Source organism: Streptomyces sp. NPDC004721 (assembly GCF_053601495.1).
In genome coordinates this window covers 49,370-67,641 of sequence record NZ_JBSGBZ010000038.1, presented here as the reverse complement: position 1 = coordinate 67,641, position 18,272 = coordinate 49,370, and the positions used below count along the sequence as shown (strand labels likewise).

The following is an 18,272-nucleotide window of genomic DNA, read 5'->3' as shown; positions in this document are numbered from 1 at the left end:
CACCCTCCTACGGCCCCCCGCCGCAACCCGCCCCAGCCTCCGCGGGTGTCAGGCGAGCCTGATCTCCCCGTCCGCGACCGAGATGTCCTTGGCGGGCAGCGGCTTCAGGGCCGGGCCCTTCTTGACGCTGCCGTCGGCGGCGGAGAACTCGCTCTGGTGGCACGGGCAGACGATCACGCCGTCGGCAATCCGGTTCACCGCGCAGCCCTGGTGGGTGCAGGTGGAGGAGAAGGCCCTGAACTCGCCCTTCGCCGGCTGCGTGACGACCACGCCCTGAGTGCCGAAGACCTTGCCGCCGCCCTCGGGGATGTCGGAGGTCTTCGCGAGCACGGTGCCGCCGGAGCCCGCCGCGGCGCCGTCACCGCCCGAACCGCCGGTCGTCTGGGACCCGTTCTGGGTGGTGGACGCACCGGAGCCGGACTTGTCCTCCGATCCGCACGCGGTCAGCGCGGCGGCGAGCCCCGCCGCGCCCACCGCCGCCACCACCGTGCGGCGGGCCGGTGCCCCCTGGGGGTGAAGCGATTCGCTGGTCATGCCGACGTTCCCCTTTCGATGCGGGTTTCACGCTGGTTCCGCGCGGGTTCCAGGCAGAGCCTCCTGGCCCGTCCAGGGGTACGGGCGGCGGGCAGCCGGTGTTCAGATCGGGTCCGGATCCCGGCCGGCGGGCGAATCGGACGGCGGCGGGACGCCCGGCAGCGCACCGGTAAAGTGGGGCGGTGCTCAAGGAAGTCATCGCGACCCGCTACATCACTCCGCTGCGCGAGGGCGGCTCGCTGCCGGGGCTCGTCGAGGCCGACGACTTCGGGACGTACGTCCTGAAGTTCACCGGTGCCGGGCAGGGCCGCAAGACGCTCGTCGCCGAGGTGGTCTGCGGGGAACTCGCCCGCCGGCTGGGACTGCGGGTGCCCGGGCTGGTCACGGTCGACCTCGATCCGGTGCTGGGACTCGGCGAACCCGACGAGCAGGTGCAGGAACTGCTCAGGTCCAGCGGCGGCACCAACCTCGGCATGGACTTCCTCTCCGGAGCGCTCGGTTTCGACCCGCTCGCCTTCCCGGTGGACGCTGAAGAGGCGGGCCGGATCGTCTGGTTCGACGCCCTGGTGAACAACGTCGACCGTTCCTGGCGCAACCCCAACCTGCTCAGATGGCGCGGCGAGCTGTGGCTCATCGACCACGGCGCCACGATGATCTGGCACCACAACTGGCCCGGCGCGCAGGGCTCGGCCGGCCGGCCGTACGACGCCTCGGACCACGCCCTCGCACCCTTCGGCCCGGACGTCGCCGCCGCCGCGCGACGGCTGGCGCCCCTGGTCACCGAGGACCTGCTCGCCGAGGTGACCGCCGAGATCCCGGACGCATGGCTGACCGGCGAGCCCGGCTTCGACACGCCCGACGAGCTGCGACGGGCCTACGCACGACCGCTGCTCGCACGGGCCGCCGTGATCCACGAGCGCATCCACGGCATCGAGGAGGCCCAGTGAGCGAGCGTCACCTCGCCGGAGGCGGCCGAGCGGGCGACCGCCACATCGTCCGGGCCGGCCGGACGGACGACCGCGACGTCTTCGAGTACGCCCTGCTGCGCGTCGTCCCGCGCGTCGAGCGCGGCGAGTGCATCAACGCGGGCGTACTCGTCTACAGCCGCGCCCGGGCCTACGTCGGCGCCCGCACCCACCTGGACGAGTCCCGGCTGCTCGCCCTGGACCCGGACGCGGACGTCGCGGGCGTCCGCGCCGCGCTCGCCGCGATAGAGAGCGTGTGCGCCGGGGGAGCGGGGGCCGGGCAGGCCGCGGGCGACGACGCCGGGCGGCGCTTCCGCTGGCTGGTCGCGCCCCGCTCCACCGTCGTCCAGCCCGGTCCGGTGCACACCGGACTGACCACCGACCCGGCCGCGGAGCCGGAGCGGTTGCTGGACCTCCTGGTGAGGTAATGGATCACATGCACCCGGTGCGCCGTTGACACCGGGTGCCACGGCTTCTAGCGTCGCATCCACCAAAGGTACTAAGCGGTCGCTCACCGTAGATCAGGTTCTCTCAAGGGCGAGGAGAAGCAGCAATGTCCACCACTGAGCAGCGGGTCGCCGTCGTCACCGGTGCCGCGCGCGGCATCGGCGCCGCCACCGCCGTACGACTGGCCGCCGAGGGGCGCGCGGTCGCCGTGATCGACCTCGACGAGTCCGCCTGCAAGGACACCGTGGAGAAGATCACCGCGGCCGGCGGCAAGGCCATCGCGGTCGGCGCCGACGTCTCGGACGAGGCACAGGTCGAGGCGGCAATCGCGCGTGTGGTCGAGGAACTCGGCGCGCCCACCATCCTGGTCAACAACGCGGGCGTGCTTCGCGACAACCTGCTGTTCAAGATGAGCGTCTCGGACTGGGACACCGTCATGAACGTCCACCTGCGCGGCTCCTTCCTGATGAGCCGTGCCTGCCAGAAGCACATGGTGGACGCCGGCTTCGGCCGGATCGTCAACCTCTCCTCGTCCTCGGCGCTCGGCAACCGCGGCCAGGCCAACTACTCGGCCGCCAAGGCCGGTCTGCAGGGCTTCACCAAGACCCTCGCCAAGGAACTCGGCAAGTTCGGCATCACCGCCAACTCCGTCGCCCCGGGCTTCATCGCCACCGAGATGACCAAGGCCACCGCGGAACGCGTCGGCATGGGCTTCGAGGACTTCAAGGCCGTGGCCGCCACCCAGATCCCGGTGCAGCGCGTCGGCGAACCGGAGGACATCGCCAACGCCATCGCCTTCTTCACCGGTGACGCGGCCGGCTTCGTCTCCGGCCAGGTGCTGTACGTCGCCGGCGGGCCGCTCGACTAGGGATCACGGACATGACTGAACTTTCCGGCAAGGTAGCCCTCGTCACCGGCGCGAGCCGCGGCATCGGATACGGCATCGCCGAGGCGCTGGTCGCCCGGGGCGACCGGGTGTGCATCACCGGCCGCAACGAGGAGGCCCTGAAGGAGGCCGTGGAGAAGCTCGGCTCCGACCGGGTCGTCGCGGTCGCGGGCAAGGCCCACGACGAGGCCCACCGGGCCGAGGCCGTCGAGCGCGTCATGGAGGCGTTCGGCCGCGTGGACTTCCTGATCAACAACGCCGGCACCAACCCGGTGTTCGGACCGATCGCCGACCTCGACCTGAACGTGGCGCGCAAGGTCTTCGAGACCAACGTCGTCTCCGCGCTCGGCTTCGCCCAGCGCACCTGGCACGCCTGGCAGAAGGACCACGGCGGCGCGATCGTGAACATCGCCTCGGTCGCTGGCCTGTCGGCCTCGCCGTTCGTCGGCGCCTACGGCGTCAGCAAGGCGGCGATGATCAACCTGACCCAGCAACTGGCGCACGAGTTCGCGCCGAAGGTGCGGGTCAACGCGATCGCGCCGGCCGTGGTGAAGACCAAGTTCGCCAAGGCGCTGTACGAGGGCCGGGAGGAGGAGGCGGCCGCCTCCTATCCGCTGGGCCGGCTCGGCGTGCCCTCCGACATCGGCGGCGCGGCGGCGTTCCTCACCTCCGCGCAGTCCGACTGGGTCACGGGACAGACGCTCGTCGTCGACGGCGGCATCTTCCTCAACGCCGGGGTGGGCTGACCCGCCGACGGACCCGGGCGCCGATACCGTCTCTTCATCCCTTCGTCGACATACGGCTTCGTCGACGTTCAGTTGGCGGAATCGGCGCCCGTGCCGAAGGTCCCCGCGCGCACGGCGGGATGACAACGTCGTCATGTTCCGAACTGATCAAGAGCCCCTTCCGAAGCAGGTTCAACGGGCGGGGCTCTGCGGTATGGTCTGCCGACCCCTTGGTATGGCAGATCGAGGAGCGTGCGCGTGTTCAACCGGAACCGATGCCTGCGGCCGGCAGTCGCGACCGCGGCCCTATCCCTGGTGGCCGGCTGCGGCGTCTTTTCCAATGGCGACTCGAATGGCAAGGGACCGATTCTCGTCGGGACCACGAGCGCCCCCAGCACCCTGGACCCGGCCGCTTCCTGGGACGGTTCCTGGGAACTCTTCCGGAACATCTATCAGACCCTGCTGGCCTACCCGAACGGCGCGACCACGCCCCAGCCGGACGCCGCGGAGAGCTGCAAGTTCACCGACAACAGCTACCAGACCTACCGCTGCGAGCTGCGCCCGGACATGAAGTTCGCCGACGGGCACGTGCTGGACGCGCGTGCCGTCAAGTACTCGATCGACCGGATCAGGACCATCAACGTGGCCGGCGGCCCGGCGGGGCTGCTCGGCAGCCTGGACCAGGTGCAGGTGGACGGTGACCGGGTCGTGGTCTTCAAGCTGAACAAGCCCGACGCCACCTTCCCGTTCGTGCTCGCCACGCCGGCCATGTCGATCGTGGACCCCGAGGACTACCCCGAGCGCTCACTGCGCAAGGACAACAAGGTCGACGGGTCCGGACCGTACTCCCTGAAGACGTACGAGGAGGGGAAGAAGGCGGAACTGGTCGGGAACGACCACTACAAGGGGTTCGCCGATCGAAGAAACGACGCGGTGACCATACGCTACTTCCAGGACTCGGCCGCCATGGTCAAGGCGCTGCGGGACAAGCAGATCGACGTGACCTACCGAGGTCTGGGCGCCGACGACATCATCTCCCTCCAGCGCAGGGACACCAAGGACCTCCAGCTCGTCGAGGGCGCCGGCACCGACATCAGCTACCTGGTGTTCAACCCGAAGGACCCCTGGTCCGCCAAGCTGGCCGTGCGCCAGGCCATCGCCCAGGTCGTCGACCGCGCCGCCATCGCGCACAACGTCTACAAGGACACGGTCGACCCCTTGTACTCCATGGTCCCCAAGGGCCTCACCGGCCACACCACCGGATTCTTCGACGACTTCGGCGACCCCAGCGTCGCCAAGGCCCGCAAGATCCTCACCGACGCGGGCATCACCGAGAAGGTCCCGCTCACCTTCTGGTACACGACCGACCGCTACGGCTCGGAGACGGCCAAGGAGTTCGAGGAGCTCAAGCGGCAGCTCGACGGCTCCGGCCTGTTCACGATCACCCTGAAGAGCCGGCCCTGGAAGACGTACGTCGTCGGCTACCAGAAGGGCGAGTACCCGGTCTTCGGACGCGGCTGGTTCCCGGACTTCCCCGACGCCGACAACTTCATCGCCCCGTTCGTGGGCGAGCAGAACGCGCTCGGCACGCCCTACCCGGAGAAGCAGATCACCACGAAGCTGCTGCCCGAGTCGCGCCGCGAGGCCGACCGCGCGAACGTGATCACGCAGTTCCAGCGGGCGCAGCAGATCCTGGTGGACGACGCGCGGCTGCTGCCACTGTGGCAGGGCAAGGTGTACGTGGGCGCCAACGACGACATCTCCGGCGGTGAGCGGGCGCTCGACCCGTCGACGATCATGATGATGTGGGAGCTGTCCCGGAAGACCAGCTGGTAGGCGGGGCGTTCTTCCGGGCGTGGGCCCGTTGTCAGCGGTCGCCTGTAGGTTCTGAGACCTGGAAGTGACCACACATCGTGAGGACGTTGACGTGACCGACATCGCCATGCTGCCCGAGTCCTGGCGCGGGGTTCTGGGTGACGAACTGCAGCAGCCCTACTTCAAGGAGCTGACCGAGTTCGTCGAGGAGGAGCGGGCGAAGGGCCCCGTCCATCCGCCGCGCGAGGAGGTCTTCGCCGCGCTGGACGCCACGCCGTACGACAAGGTGAAAGTCCTGATCCTCGGTCAGGACCCCTACCACGGCGAGGGCCAGGGCCACGGCCTGTGCTTCTCGGTGCGCCCCGGAGTGAAGGTCCCGCCGTCGCTGCGCAACATCTACAAGGAGATGCACGAGGAGCTGGGCACGCCGGTGCCGGACAACGGCTACCTGATGCCGTGGGCCCGGCAGGGCGTGCTCCTGCTGAACGCGGTGCTCACGGTGCGCGGTGGCGAGGCCAACTCCCACAAGGGACGCGGCTGGGAGCGGTTCACCGACGCGGTGATCCGCTCGGTGGCCGGCCGGCCCGACCCCGCGGTCTTCGTCCTGTGGGGCAACTACGCGCAGAAGAAGCTCCCGCTGATCGACGAGACCCGGCACGTGGTGATCAAGGGTGCGCACCCGTCGCCGCTGTCGGCGAAGAAGTTCTTCGGCTCCCGTCCGTTCACCCAGATCAACGAGGCGGTGGCACGGCAGGGGCACGAGCCGATCGACTGGGCGATCCCGAACCTGGGGTGACGTGGGCGCGGGGGCGCCCGATCGGCGGTTGTCACGGTTAGCGTCGTAGGCGTCGGTCGGGACGGTCCTGGAGGGCGTGCGGTGGTGGAGCGACAGGAGCAGGCGTCGTCGGACGCCGTGCTGACGCGGATCGGACAGGGTGTCCTGCTGCATCACGCCGGGGACCGCGAGGAGGCCCGGGGGCGCTTCCTGGCCCTGTGGGCGGAGATCGGCGAGGACGGCGATCCGCTGCACCGCTGCACGCTGGCCCACTACATGGCCGACACCCAGGACGACCCCGCGGACGAGCTGGCCTGGGATCTCAGGGCGCTCTCTGCGGCCCAGGAGCTCACGGGGGACCGGCTCGCCGGGCGCGAGGGCGCGCCCGCGGTCCGCGCCCTGTACCCGTCCCTGCATCTCAACCTGGCCGCCGACTACGCGAAACTCGACCACCGCGCGGCCGCCCGGGACCACCTCCACCACGCCCGCACCGCGGCGGACGCCCTCGGCCCCGACCACTACGGCGACGGCGTCCGCTCGGCCATCCAGCGCCTCGCGCTGCGGCTGGGGGAGAGTGGCCCAGGCCCGGAGTCGGGGGGCCCACCGCGGCAGCGGTCGTAGGACGGGCCACAGGGCCGCCGGGGCCGGGGAGGCGGGCGTGGGGAACAACAACCGCCCGGACGCTCTGTGCCCGCCGCGAGGTCAACGGCTCACTGCCCGCGCGGTGCCGTGCCGGTGACCCCGGGCGTGGTGCCGCGAGGCCGCACTCGTCGGGGATCGACGGGGGCGGGCGCCTCACCGGGCGCACCTCCGCCAGTGCGTGGTTGCTGCCGGGCCGGCGGCGTTGCTTCCGGGCTGCCGGCAGTTCGACGTCGTACCGCGCCGAGCACGCGGACGCCGGAGGCTGCGCCCGTGCGGGCTCCGCGCCGTGCCCATGGCGCAGGCCCGTCGTGTCTCAGCGGTTGTACGTCTGGCGGCAGATCCTGCTCTCCGGGCTGTCCGGTTTCCAGCCGCCGTAGTGCCTGCCGAGGGCGCAGACGTCCGCGTTCGGTGGCAGGGCGTGCTTGGTGCCGGGGAGCTGGGCGCGCGGCGGGGACTCGGGCCGTGGGTGCCGGGGAGCCGCGTGCGCCGGTGCCCGGCTGGGGGAGTGCGCCGGTGCCGGGGGCTGCCGCTCGCCGGGCGGGGCTCCCGCGGACGGCGCCTGGGCCGGTCCGGCGGGTGAGGCGGAGTGGTTCGGGTTCCCGACGTGCTCGAGGGCCTCGCGGGCGGGGGCCTGCACGGCCGGGTGCCCGGCGCTGCCGTCCGGGCGCGGGACCGAGAGCGGGGTGGTGGCCGCCGCCGGGCCCGACGCCGGCGGCCGCTCGACCGTGACACAGCCGGAGAGGGCCGAGACGGCCACGGAGACCAGGAGCGTTGCGGTGGTCGTCTTACGATGCACCCGCGCAACTCTGCTGGGTCCGGGCCATGATCGGAACCGCGGTCGGGCGGAGGATGCCACGGACGGGTGATCCTGGGCCCCGTAAGGGGTGTGCCACCGCGCCCGCGGTGACACGGGTGCCGCGGGCCGGCTTCAGTCTCCGGTCGTTCCGTCGATCCGCTCGCGGAGCAGGTCGGCGTGCCCGTTGTGCCGGGCGTATTCCTCGATCATGTGGGTGTAGATCCACCGCAGGCTGAACGGTTCGTCGGTGCGCCTGCTCTTGCGCTGCGACAGTTCGTCCAGGCCGAGACCCGCGGCGTTGCGGCGGGCGGTCTCGATCTCGGACTGCCAGGTGGCGTACGCCTCCGCCCAGGTGTCCGCCTCGGTGACGTGGAAGTCGCCGTCCGGGTCCTGCTCGTCGTAGTAGATCGGTCCGGGGTCGTCCATCACGAGCACATTGCGGAACCAGTGCCTCTCCACCTCGGCCATGTGCCGCACCAGACCCATCAGGGTCAGCTCGGACGGCTCCGCGGACGCGATCCGCAACTGCTCGTCGGTCAGGCCCTCGCACTTCTGCGCCAGCGTCTGCCGGTGGTACTCCAACCAGCCTTCCAGCATGTCGCGTTCGGAGGCGTTCTGGGCGGGCTCTTGTCGTCGCTCGGTCGTCATGCCCCGATCCTGGCCCACACCCGGCCCGTCACACCAAGGGTTTTCCGGCGCCGAACATCCCCTCCAGCAGCTCCCGCAATCCCGCCCGCAACTCCTCCAGTTCCGGCACCCGGGCATGGAAGGATCCCGCCACGCAGGAGTACATGAGCCCGTCCGCCCAGGCGACCAGCGACAGCACGTGCCGCTCCGGGGCGGTCGAGCCCATCGCCGTGACCAGCGCGCCGAGTTGGTCACGGAAGCGGGCACCCGCCGCGTCGAAGTAGGAGCGCAGTTCCGGGCGGCGGGTGGCCTCCAGGGCCAGTTCGTAGCGGGCGAGGGTCAGGGCCCGGTTGCGGGTCAGCGCTCGGTGGGTGGCCAGCGCCAGTCCCTCCACCAGCGAGTCGAGACCCCCGGTTCGCGGATCCGGCATCTCGTGCAGCGCCAGCACCCGTGCCTCCCGCTCGGCCAGCCGCCGCACCGCCAGTTCCAGCAGGGCCTGCCGGGTGCGGGCGAGGTTCGACGTCGAGCCCTGCGGCAACCCGGCCCTCTCGTCGACCGCCCGGTGCGTCAGACCACGCATCCCGCGCTCGGCGAGCAGGGCGAGCGCGGTGTCGGCGACGAGATCGGCGCGCTGAGCGCTCTCGGGACGTGCGGACATGGAGATCAACCTACCCGGCGACTACACCCGTAGTGCAGCGCACTACATCCGTAGTATCGTCGAGCCGCCGGTCCACTACAGATGTAGTCTCACTGTGCAGGAGGAGCCATGCCCCAGCAGCCACGCGCCGTCGTCATCGGCGGCGGCATCGCAGGACTCACCGCGGCCGCGGCCCTGCACCTCGGCGGCCGGCAGGTCACCGTGCTGGAACGAGCCCGCTCCCTGGAGCCCGTCGGCGCCGCCATCTCGCTCTCCCCGAACGCCCTGCGCGCCCTGGACGTCCTCGGCATCGGCGACCGGATCCGCGATCTCGCCGCCTGGCAGGGCGAGGGCGGACTGCGCAGCCCGTCCGGCCGCTGGATCACCAGGACGGACGCCGCCGTGGCGGCCGAGCGGTTCGGCGGTCCCCTCGTCCTGCTGCACCGCGCCACCCTGATCGACAGCCTGGCCGCCCTCCTCCCGCCCGGCACCGTCCGCACGGCCGCCGACGCGCGCCTCGCCGACCCGGGGGACGACCAGCGCCCGGCCCGCGTGAGCACCCCCGACGGTGAACTGGAGGCCGACCTGGTGGTGGCCGCCGACGGTGTCCACTCCGCCGTGCGCCGCACGCTGTTCCCGGCCCATCCCGGGGCCGTCTACGCCGGATTCACCACCTGGCGGGTCGTGATCCCCGTGCCCGGTGCCGAGTTCGCGTCCCACGAGACCTGGGGCAGAGGATGCCTGTGGGGCACGCATCCGCTCAAGGACGGCAGGGTCTACGCGTACGCCGCCGCGGTCACGCCTCCCGGACAGCGTGCGGCCGACGACGAGAAGGCCGAACTCCTGCGCCGCTTCGGCCACTGGCACGACCCGATCCCCGCCGTCATCGCCGCCGCCCGCCCCGAGGACGTGCTGCGCCACGACGTCCACCACATCGCGCAGCCGCTGCCCGCCCACCACCGCGGCCGGACCGTGCTCATCGGCGACGCCGCCCACGCCATGCCGCCGACCCTCGGGCAGGGCGGCAACCAGGCCATCGAGGACGCCGTCGTCCTCGCCCACCACGCGGACGACCTCGCCGCCCACACCGCGGCCCGGCTGCCCCGCACGACCGCGATCGCCCGCCAGGCCGTCCGGACCGCGCGGCTCGACATGATGCGCAATCGCGCCGGGATCGCCCTGCGCGACAACGCGATCGCCGCGCTGTCCAGGATCAGCCCGAACCTGCTCCTGCGCGGATTCGACGGCATCGCCGACTGGCGTCCCCCGCAGCCCCCGTATGCTGCCGTGCAGTCAGGCACGGCAGAGCGGTGAAGGAGCTTACGTGAAGGTCGGCTGCATCGGACTCGGCGACATCGCGCAGAAGGCGTACCTGCCGGTGCTCGGCACCCAACCCGGAGTCGACCTGCACCTGCAGACCCGGACGCCCGAAACGCTCCAGCGGGTCGCGGACAGCCTGCACCTGCCCGCGGAGCGGCGCCACACCGACCTGGACTCCCTGCTCTCCCAGGGCCTCGACGCCGCCTTCGTGCACGCCCCCACCGCCGTCCACCCGCAGATCGTCACCCGGCTCCTGGAAGCGGGCGTGCCGACGTACGTCGACAAGCCGCTCGCCTACGAACTCGCCGACTCCGCGCGCCTGGTCGGACTCGCCGAGGAGCGGAACGTCTCGCTCATGGTCGGCTTCAACCGGCGCCACGCACCCGGCTACGTGCAGTGCGCCGACCACCCCCGCGAGCTGATCCTGATGCAGAAGAACCGCATCGGACTGCCCGAGGACCCGCGCACGATGATTCTCGACGACTTCATCCACGTCGTGGACACCCTGCGGTTCCTGGTGCCGGGCGAGGTCGACGACGTCACCGTACGCGCGCGTGTGCGTGACGGCCTGCTGCACCATGTCGTGCTGCAACTCGCCGGGGACGGATTCACCGCGCTCGGCGTGATGAACCGGCTCAGCGGTTCGACGGAGGAGGTCCTCGAGGTCTCCGGGCAGGACACCAAGCGGCAGGTGGTCAACCTCGCCGAGACCGTCGACCACAAGGGCCAGCCGACCGTGCGCCGGCGCGGCGACTGGGTGCCCGTCGCCCGGCAGCGCGGAATCGAACAGGCCGTGCTGTCCTTCCTCGACGCCGTACGCGCCGGGAAGGTGCTCAGCGCCCGTGACGCGCTGGAGACCCACGAACTGTGCGAACGGGTGGTACGGACGGTTCTGGAGCGCTCCGGCGCCGCCTGAGCGCCCGCAGCCCCTCCGTCGCACCCAGCACGGCCAGCACCAGCAGCGCACCGTGTGCCGGCCAGTCGCCGAAGCGGACGTACAGGGTGGCGCCGTGCGCGGTCGGCACGTCGTACACGCGCGCGGTGCTCGTGTCCGTGCCCAGCCAGGAGCCGACGCGCTGCCCGCGCGGGCCGTACACGGCGGACACACCCGTCAGCGTGGCGTGCACCATCGGCCGCCCGGTCTCGGCGGCACGCAGCGCGGCCAGCGAGGCATGCTGCTCGGGGGCCCAGCTCTGCTGGAAGGTCGACGTCGAGGACTGCGCGAGCAGCACCTGCGCGCCGTCCTGCGCGAGATGCCGGCTCATGTCGGGGAACGCCGTCTCGAAGCAGATCATCGGGCCGACGCGCAGGCCGTGGCCGACGTTCATCACCACCTGCTCGGTGCCCCGCCTGCGGTCCTCACCCGCGGCCCGGCCGACGGAGGTCGCCCAGCCGAGCACCGAGCGGGCCGGGATGTACTCGCCGAACGGGACGAGTCGCATCTTGTCGTAGCGCTCGCGGGTCGGGCCGTCCGGACCGACGAGGACCGAGCTCTTGTATATGCCGGGCTGGTCGGAGCGCCGGGCGTCCACGTTGACCAGCACGTCGGCGCCGGTCGCGCGGGACAGCGCCGCGATCCGCCGCGCCAGGTCCGGCCGGTGACTCAGGTCGAAGCCGACGCTGCTCTCGCCCCAGACGATCAGGTCGGGGTGCTGCCCCACCAGCCGCTGGGTCAGCTGCTCCTCCAGGTCGAACCGCCGCTGCCCGCTCTCGATGCCGGCCACGACACCCGGCTGCACGACGGCGATCCGGACGTGGCCGTCGACGTCGGGCCGCGGCGCCCACATCCACACCGCCGAGGTCGCCGCGGCCGTGGCCACCAGCCCGGCCACCGCCGGTACCCGGGACGTGCGGACCGCGACGAGCAGCGCGACGGCGACATTGACGGCCACCACCAGGAAGCTCAGCAGCCACACCCCGCCCACGGAGGCCAGCCGCAGCGCCGGGGCGACCTGCCACTGGCTGGAGCCCAGCATGCCCCACGGCCCGCCCAGCCCCTGCCAGGACCGGACGAGCTCGACCACCAGCCACGCCGACGGCAGCACGACCAGCGCGGCCGCGGCCCGCCCCGGTGAGGGCGTCCCCGCCAGGAACCGCCGTACCAGCCAGCCCCAGGGCGCCCACAGCAGGCCCATGAGCGCGGCGAGCACGACGGTGAACACGTGCAGGTTCGGCAGCAGCCAGTGGAAGACGGCCAGCATGAACCCCAGCCCGCCGAACCAGCCGTCGTACGCCGCCCGCTTCCCGGTCGGGGCAGAGCGGACCAGCAGGATCCACGGGACCAGGGCGACGTAGGCGAACCACCACAGCGACGGGGCGGGAAACGCGAACACGAACAGGGCGCCCGCGAGCGCGGCGAACACCGAACGCCGCCACGGGGAGGTGAGCCACCGGCCGAACGTCTTCATACGGTGCCCTCCTACCCCCCCACGGATGGCTCCAGTGTGCGCGCCCCGGAAGATCCCGCCCAGAGGGCCTTGGAGGGGCTCGGAATTCCCGCCTCCGCGCGCGGGCGGCCGGGGTCCTAGGATGATCACATGGGGTGTGGTCGCTCGGGGCTGCGGAGGTCCGAATGAAACGTCTCGTGACAGTCGTCACCGGCGGTGGCCGGGGCATCGGGGCCGCGATCTGCCGGCGGCTCGCGGCCGACGGGCACGACGTGGTCGTGGGGTACGTCGACGACACCGAGGCCGCCGAGGCGGTGGCCGACGAGGTGCTCGAGGCCGGGGCGCGCGGGGTGACCGTGCGGATGGACACCTCGGTGGAGGCGGACGTCGAACGGCTCTTCGCCACGGCGGAGGAACGACTCGGGCCCGTCACCGGGCTGGTGAACAACGCTGGGGTGAGCGGACCGCTGGGCCGGCTCGCCGACACCGACACCGCCGACCTGCGACGCGTCGTGGACGTCAACCTCCTGGGCACCCTGCTGTGCTCGCGCCGTGCGGCCCAGCTGATGGCGCCCCGGAAGAACGGCGTGATCGTGAACGTCTCGTCCGCGGCCGCCACGCTCGGCAGCCCCGGGGAGTTCGTCCACTACGCCGCGACGAAGGCCGCCGTGGACGCCCTCACCCTGGGCCTGGCCAAGGAACTCGGCCCGGACGGCATCCGCGTCAACGCGGTCGCGCCCGGCATGATCGACACCGGGATGCACGCGGCGATGGGCGACCCGGACCGGGTGCGGCGGGCGGCCGGAAACATCCCGCTGGGCCGGGCGGGCCGGGCGGAGGAGATCGCCGCGGCCGTCGCATGGCTGATGTCACCGGACGCCTCCTACACGACGGGAGCGGTACTGCGGGTGTCGGGCGGACGCTGAGCTCGAACCGGGTCGCCGGCCCGGGCCGGAGCGGCGACCGCCCGTGGCCCGGGGGCGTCAGGCGGCCGCGATGAGCTCGTCCCTCATCGCGGTGGCCCACTCGACCACCAGCAACTCGTACTCCTCGCGCTCCTGGGTCGACAGGGACCCGCCCGAGCGCAGCCACAGCGACCGGATCTGCTCGTTCAGCTCGGCGGCGGACCGCACGGAACCAGGGGCCACTGAATCGGGGAACATGGCCACAGCCTAGGGGCAAGGACTGACACTGCGCTACCGGACGGCTACAGCGGCCGTATGGACTCGGTCACCCGCGCCCGTCCCGGCCTCCGTACCGACCGGGTCGCCGAGTACGTGTACGCGTGCGGTGCCGTCAGCGGTTCCGCAGGTGGTGGCGCTTGCGCCAGGCGACCGCCGTGCCGAGCACGGCCGGTACCACGATGCAGGCCATCGCCAGGAGGAAGGCCGGAGAGGTCGGCGCGGAGGCGCGGGCGCCGGCGACGGCGTAGGCGGCGGTGTTGGGGATCGAGCCGAGGGCCGTGGCGAGGAGGAACGTCGTCCAGCCCATGCGGGAGACGGCGGCGCAGTAGTTGGCGGCCCAGAACGGGACTCCCGGGAAGAGCCGGGCCGCCATCATCGAACGGAAGCCGTGCCGGCTGAGCTGACCGTCCGCCGCCTTCAGCAGCCGGCCGCGCAGCAGCGGGCGCAGCGCGTCCTGGCCCAGCACGCGGCCGAGGCCGAAGGCCGCCCCCGCGCCCAGCACGGTGCCGGCCAGCGCCGCCGCCAGTCCCAGCTGCGAGCCGAACAGCGCGCCCGCGGCCAGGTTCAGCAGCGGCCGTGGCACGAACGCCACCGTGCACAGGCCGTACGCCGCGGCGAACACCACCGCCGCGCCGGCCCCGCCCAGCTGCGGCGGCCAGCCGTGCGCCAGCAGTCTCTGCGGCTCGAAGAGCAGCACGGACACTCCGGCCGCCGTGAGCAGGACGAGCAGGAGGGAGAGCCGCGCCCAGGGCGACAGCAGCACGCCCGCGCAGCGGGAGGCGAGGCCGGCCGGCGCGGTGGACGGAACGGCCGGGGCCGGCGGCCCGGTGGGGACGGCGGCGGCCGGCTCGGTGGCGGCGGCCCGGGGAGAGGCCGTGGCGGTGCCCCCAGAGCGGGTGGTGGCATCGAGCATTCGGTGACATTAGCGGACGGATGCGAGTGATCGCCGCATGGCCCGGGTCACGAGTGCGCCGAGTGCGCACGCCGCCGGCGCCTCGGCCAAGTCCCCAACCAAGCCCCCGGCCCTCCTGTCCTGAGAACCGTTCGCCGCCCTAAAACCGTTCGACGGGCGGCCGGGGTGTCGTGAATGATCTGTCCCATGTTCCGGCACGCCTTCGTCCTCGCAGCATCCGCGGTCGCGGATGCCCCGGAGGCTGCCGTCCTCATCCTCGTCGCCGCAGTCGACGGCGCCCGAAGCTGACCCTCCCCGGACCGTCCGGCGGACCCCTCAGGGGGAGGGTCGGCCATCCCGTGGGGTCCCGCAGCATCGACCAGGCTTCGAGGTACAGCCATGCCCAAGACGGCGTACGTACGCACCAAACCGCACCTGAACATCGGCACGATGGGTCATGTCGACCACGGCAAGACCACGTTGACCGCCGCCATCACGAAGGTGCTCGCCGAGCGCGGCTCCGGCACCTTCGTCCCGTTCGACCGCATCGACCGGGCTCCGGAGGAGGCCGCGCGCGGCATCACCATCAACATCGCGCACGTCGAGTACGAGACCGACACCCGGCACTACGCGCACGTGGACATGCCGGGCCATGCCGACTACGTCAAGAACATGGTCACCGGGGCCGCGCAGCTCGACGGCGCGATCCTCGTCGTCTCCGCGCTCGACGGGATCATGCCGCAGACCGCCGAACACGTACTGCTCGCCCGGCAGGTGGGCGTGAACCACATCGTCGTCGCCCTCAACAAGGCCGACGCCGGTGACGAGGAGCTCATCGACCTCGTCGAACTGGAGGTCCGCGACCTGCTCACCGAGCACGGCTTCGGCGGCGACGCGGTACCCGTCGTACGGGTCTCCGGGCTTCGCGCCCTGGAGGGCGACCCGCGCTGGACGGCGTCGATCGAGGCGCTGCTCGACGCGGTGGACACCTACGTGCCGATGCCCGAGCGGTACCTGGACGCGCCGTTCCTGCTGCCGGTGGAGAACGTGCTCACCATCACCGGCCGCGGAACCGTGGTGACGGGCGCGGTCGAGCGCGGCACGGTCCGCGTCGGCGACCGGGTCGAAGTGCTGGGTGCCGGCCTGGAGACGGTGGTCACCGGACTGGAGACCTTCGGCAAGCCCATGGAGGAGGCGCAGGCCGGGGACAACGTGGCGCTGCTGCTGCGCGGGGTGCCGCGTGACGCGGTCCGCCGCGGCCACGTCGTCGCGGCGCCGGGCAGCGTGGTCCCGCGCCGGCGCTTCACCGCGCGGGTGTACGTGCTGTCGGCGCGCGAGGGCGGCCGTACGACACCGGTGTCCACCGGCTACCGGCCGCAGTTCTACATCCGCACGGCGGACGTGGTGGGCGACGTCGACCTTGGCGAGGCGGTCGTCGCGCGACCCGGCGACACGGTCACGATGACGGTGGAGCTGGGGCGCGAGGTGCCCCTGGAGCCGGGGCTGGGGTTCGCCATCCGTGAGGGCGGCCGCACCGTCGGCGCGGGGACCGTGACCGCCGTCGTGTGAACGCCGTCGTGTGAAGGGGACCGCGGAGGCCGGGGACCGCCGGCCGGTGCTTGCCGGCCGGCGGTCCCCTCGCCGCCCCTTGCATGGCGGAGGCGTCCGGTGTGTGACGGGGCCGTCCGGGGTGTGACGGACCGGCACAATGGACACGTGAACGAGCCCATACCCGTGACCCGAGCCGTCGATCACGGGACCGCCAAGCTGATGCCCGACGTCGACCGCGAGCGGGCCTGGCTGCTGACCGTGGACGGTGCGCCGCAGTCGTACGTCGACCTGGACGAGCCCACCCACCTGGAGTTCGAGTACGCGCGGCGGCTCGGCCACGCCCTGGACACGGTCGCGCTGCCGGGCTCCCCGCTGGACGTGCTGCACCTCGGCGGGGGCGCCCTCACACTGCCGCGGTACGTGGCCGCGACCCGGCCCGGCTCCCGGCAGGACGTCGTCGAGGCCGACCGCGGCCTGCTGGAGTTGGTCGTCGCCCAGCTGCCGCTGCCGGACGGCGCCGACGTCTCGCTGCACACCGCCGACGCCCGCGCCTGGCTGGAGGCCGCCCCCGACGACTCGGCTGACGTACTGGTCGCGGACGTCTTCGGCGGCTCCCGCGTGCCGGCCCACCTCACGTCCCTCGGCTACGTCCACGAGGCGGAGCGCGTGCTGCGCCCCGACGGCGTCTACCTCGCCAACCTCGCCGACGCCGCCCCGTTCGCCTTCCTGCGTTCCCAACTCGCCACCCTCGCGGTGGCCTTCGAGGAGATCGCGCTGATCGCCGAACCCGCGGTGCTGCGCGGCCGCCGCTTCGGCAACGCGGTGCTGATCGCCGCGCACCGCCCGCTCGACGTGGCCGCGCTGACCCGGCGGACCGCCTCCGACGCGTTCCCCGCCCGCGTCGAACACGGCGCCGCACTAAAGGAGTTCACCGGGAACGCCGAGCCGGTGCGGGACGACGAGGCCGTAGCGTCGCCCGAGCCTCCGGACGGCGCGTTCGGCATCGGCTGACCAGGGCCGCCCGGCGCCGCCACGGCGGCCGGTCAGCCGCCGGTCGGGGTTCCGTGCAGCCGGACCGTGCCGAGGATCTTCATGATGGTCGCGGTGGGGACCTCCTCGCCCACGCCCTTGGCACCGTAGAAGTTCCAGGACACGAAGTCCCCGGCGGAGTTCTTGAAGCCGAAGGAGAGCGCCTTGCCGTCGCTCGCGCACTTGCCCTTCTGGGGCGTGTTGTTCGACTGGGCCCAGGCGACGCTGCCCTTGATGCCCGACGTGGTCGTGTAGGGCTTGGCCTTCTGGTCGAACGTCAGGCTCTTCTTGTCGGGTTGGGTGTAGCCGCCGTAGACCCACCAGCCCACGGTGTTCACGGCCACCTCGTTGGTGTCCTTGGCGCCGTCGGCGCCCTTGGTGCCCACCGCGGCGAGCGACGTGTCCTCGTCGCGGCCGTCCTTGTCGTCGTCGGACGTGCACCACTTCGACTTGTACTCGGCCACGCCGGACATGATGGTGAGCAGCTTGCCGTTCTTGTGGTCCTCGAAGCCGATGCTCACCCCCGCCGACTGGACCTCCCAGTCGGCCGGGACGTCGAAGGCGATGCCCCGCTTGGGGTTCACGACGACCTTCCAGCCGGGGATCGTCGGCTTCTCCGTCTCCGTGCCGCGCGGATTGTCGTCCGAGCCGGAGCCCGAGTCCGAGGCGCTCGGGTCGACGGAGGCCGAAGTGGTGGGCGACGGGCTCGACTTGGCGTCGTCCGATCCGCCGTCGGCCTTGTCGTCCTTGTTCCCGCCGAGAACCAGGAAGCCGGTCACACCGGCGGTCAGAGCCACGGCCGTGACGCAGAGGATCGCGATGAGCTTCGTCCGGTTGCCGCCCCCGCCCGGCTGCTTCGGCGACTGGGGAGCGCCAACCTGTGTGGGCGTACCCCACTGCGGTTGCTGGGCATATGGGTTGGGCTGCTGGTAGCCGGGCTGCTGATAGGGATTCGGCTGTTGGTATCCCGGCTGCTGGTACGGGTTGTTCTGCGGGTTCTGCTCGCCCCCGGGCGGCTGCTGTCCTGGCCACATGGGCAGTAACCCTAGTGGCGCCAGGG

The 18,272-nt window shown here is 72.1% G+C and carries 20 protein-coding genes; 12 read left to right on the top strand and 8 right to left on the bottom strand.

What is annotated here, in order from left to right:
- Nucleotides 1-48: 48 nt before the first annotated feature.
- Nucleotides 49-534 (bottom strand): Rieske (2Fe-2S) protein, encoded by a 486-nt coding sequence (locus ACWEK3_RS29115; protein WP_450544377.1) that lies wholly within the window; start codon nucleotides 532-534, stop codon nucleotides 49-51.
- A 182-nt stretch (nucleotides 535-716) separates the two neighbouring features.
- Between ACWEK3_RS29115 and ACWEK3_RS29110 the strand changes: the two genes are divergently transcribed.
- From ACWEK3_RS29110 to ACWEK3_RS29080, 7 genes are all read left to right on the top strand, one after another.
- Nucleotides 717-1,481: a HipA family kinase gene (locus ACWEK3_RS29110; protein ID WP_450544375.1), complete on the top strand. Its 765-nt coding sequence runs from the start codon at nucleotides 717-719 to the stop codon at nucleotides 1,479-1,481.
- Nucleotides 1,478-1,927: a DUF3037 domain-containing protein gene (locus ACWEK3_RS29105; protein ID WP_361414835.1), complete on the top strand. Its 450-nt coding sequence runs from the start codon at nucleotides 1,478-1,480 to the stop codon at nucleotides 1,925-1,927. Before ACWEK3_RS29110 ends, ACWEK3_RS29105 begins: the two co-directional genes overlap by 4 nt.
- Nucleotides 1,928-2,052: 125 nt before the next feature.
- Nucleotides 2,053-2,814 (top strand): 3-oxoacyl-ACP reductase FabG, encoded by a 762-nt coding sequence (gene fabG / locus ACWEK3_RS29100; RefSeq protein ID WP_361414833.1) that lies wholly within the window; start codon nucleotides 2,053-2,055, stop codon nucleotides 2,812-2,814.
- An 11-nt stretch (nucleotides 2,815-2,825) separates the two neighbouring features.
- The gene (locus ACWEK3_RS29095) at nucleotides 2,826-3,578 is read left to right on the top strand and encodes an SDR family oxidoreductase (RefSeq protein ID WP_450544373.1); all 753 of its coding nucleotides are present in this window, start codon (nucleotides 2,826-2,828) and stop codon (nucleotides 3,576-3,578) included.
- A gap of 237 nt (nucleotides 3,579-3,815) precedes the next feature.
- Nucleotides 3,816-5,393: an ABC transporter substrate-binding protein gene (locus tag ACWEK3_RS29090; RefSeq protein ID WP_450544371.1), complete on the top strand. Its 1,578-nt coding sequence runs from the start codon at nucleotides 3,816-3,818 to the stop codon at nucleotides 5,391-5,393.
- 91 nt (nucleotides 5,394-5,484) lie between these two features.
- Nucleotides 5,485-6,168, top strand: coding sequence for a uracil-DNA glycosylase (locus ACWEK3_RS29085; protein ID WP_390727845.1), 684 nt, complete (start codon nucleotides 5,485-5,487; stop codon nucleotides 6,166-6,168).
- Between the two features lie 81 nt (nucleotides 6,169-6,249).
- Nucleotides 6,250-6,768 carry a hypothetical protein gene (locus ACWEK3_RS29080; protein WP_450544369.1) on the top strand — a complete coding sequence of 173 codons (519 nt, stop codon included), beginning with the start codon at nucleotides 6,250-6,252 and terminating at the stop codon, nucleotides 6,766-6,768.
- Between the two features lie 334 nt (nucleotides 6,769-7,102).
- Here ACWEK3_RS29080 and ACWEK3_RS29075 read toward each other — a convergent pair whose 3' ends face one another.
- The 3 genes from ACWEK3_RS29075 to ACWEK3_RS29065 all read right to left on the bottom strand — a co-directional run bounded on the left by ACWEK3_RS29075 (nucleotide 7,103) and on the right by ACWEK3_RS29065 (nucleotide 8,870).
- Entirely contained in the window at nucleotides 7,103-7,585 is a 483-nt protein-coding gene (locus tag ACWEK3_RS29075; protein ID WP_453250963.1) for a hypothetical protein, read from the bottom strand.
- Between the two features lie 132 nt (nucleotides 7,586-7,717).
- Entirely contained in the window at nucleotides 7,718-8,233 is a 516-nt protein-coding gene (locus tag ACWEK3_RS29070) for a DinB family protein (RefSeq protein ID WP_376549733.1), read from the bottom strand.
- A 28-nt stretch (nucleotides 8,234-8,261) separates the two neighbouring features.
- Entirely contained in the window at nucleotides 8,262-8,870 is a 609-nt protein-coding gene (locus ACWEK3_RS29065) for a TetR/AcrR family transcriptional regulator (protein ID WP_376549735.1), read from the bottom strand.
- Nucleotides 8,871-8,978: 108 nt separating this feature from the next.
- Here ACWEK3_RS29065 and ACWEK3_RS29060 point away from each other — a divergent pair, with 108 nt between their 5' ends.
- Complete coding sequence (locus tag ACWEK3_RS29060) at nucleotides 8,979-10,163, top strand: FAD-dependent monooxygenase (RefSeq protein ID WP_450544365.1); 1,185 nt, start codon at nucleotides 8,979-8,981, stop codon at nucleotides 10,161-10,163.
- Between the two features lie 10 nt (nucleotides 10,164-10,173).
- Nucleotides 10,174-11,085, top strand: a complete 912-nt coding sequence (locus ACWEK3_RS29055; protein ID WP_450544363.1) for a Gfo/Idh/MocA family protein — start codon at nucleotides 10,174-10,176, stop codon at nucleotides 11,083-11,085.
- Here the strand turns inward: ACWEK3_RS29055 and lnt are convergent.
- Entirely contained in the window at nucleotides 11,003-12,577 is a 1,575-nt protein-coding gene (gene lnt / locus ACWEK3_RS29050) for an apolipoprotein N-acyltransferase (RefSeq protein WP_450544361.1), read from the bottom strand. The genes ACWEK3_RS29055 and lnt overlap by 83 nt on opposite strands.
- A 164-nt stretch (nucleotides 12,578-12,741) precedes the next feature.
- Here lnt and ACWEK3_RS29045 point away from each other — a divergent pair, with 164 nt between their 5' ends.
- Nucleotides 12,742-13,482 (top strand): SDR family NAD(P)-dependent oxidoreductase, encoded by a 741-nt coding sequence (locus ACWEK3_RS29045; protein WP_450544359.1) that lies wholly within the window; start codon nucleotides 12,742-12,744, stop codon nucleotides 13,480-13,482.
- Nucleotides 13,483-13,539: 57 nt separating this feature from the next.
- Here the strand turns inward: ACWEK3_RS29045 and ACWEK3_RS29040 are convergent, their stop codons facing one another.
- Together ACWEK3_RS29040 and ACWEK3_RS29035 are read right to left on the bottom strand one after the other, a co-directional pair.
- Entirely contained in the window at nucleotides 13,540-13,719 is a 180-nt protein-coding gene (locus tag ACWEK3_RS29040) for a hypothetical protein (RefSeq protein WP_390727840.1), read from the bottom strand.
- A gap of 133 nt (nucleotides 13,720-13,852) precedes the next feature.
- The gene (locus ACWEK3_RS29035) at nucleotides 13,853-14,653 is read right to left on the bottom strand and encodes a TVP38/TMEM64 family protein (RefSeq protein ID WP_453250962.1); all 801 of its coding nucleotides are present in this window, start codon (nucleotides 14,651-14,653) and stop codon (nucleotides 13,853-13,855) included.
- A gap of 378 nt (nucleotides 14,654-15,031) precedes the next feature.
- On the opposite strand from ACWEK3_RS29035, the gene tuf reads away from it, so the two are divergent.
- Complete coding sequence (gene tuf, locus ACWEK3_RS29030; RefSeq protein ID WP_450544356.1) at nucleotides 15,032-16,201, top strand: elongation factor Tu; 1,170 nt, start codon at nucleotides 15,032-15,034, stop codon at nucleotides 16,199-16,201.
- A gap of 147 nt (nucleotides 16,202-16,348) precedes the next feature.
- Nucleotides 16,349-17,194 (top strand): spermidine synthase, encoded by an 846-nt coding sequence (locus ACWEK3_RS29025; RefSeq protein WP_453250961.1) that lies wholly within the window; start codon nucleotides 16,349-16,351, stop codon nucleotides 17,192-17,194.
- Between the two features lie 32 nt (nucleotides 17,195-17,226).
- Here the strand turns inward: ACWEK3_RS29025 and ACWEK3_RS29020 are convergent, their stop codons facing one another.
- The gene (locus ACWEK3_RS29020) at nucleotides 17,227-18,246 is read right to left on the bottom strand and encodes a hypothetical protein (RefSeq protein ID WP_450544352.1); all 1,020 of its coding nucleotides are present in this window, start codon (nucleotides 18,244-18,246) and stop codon (nucleotides 17,227-17,229) included.
- Between the last annotated feature and the right edge of the window lie 26 nt (nucleotides 18,247-18,272).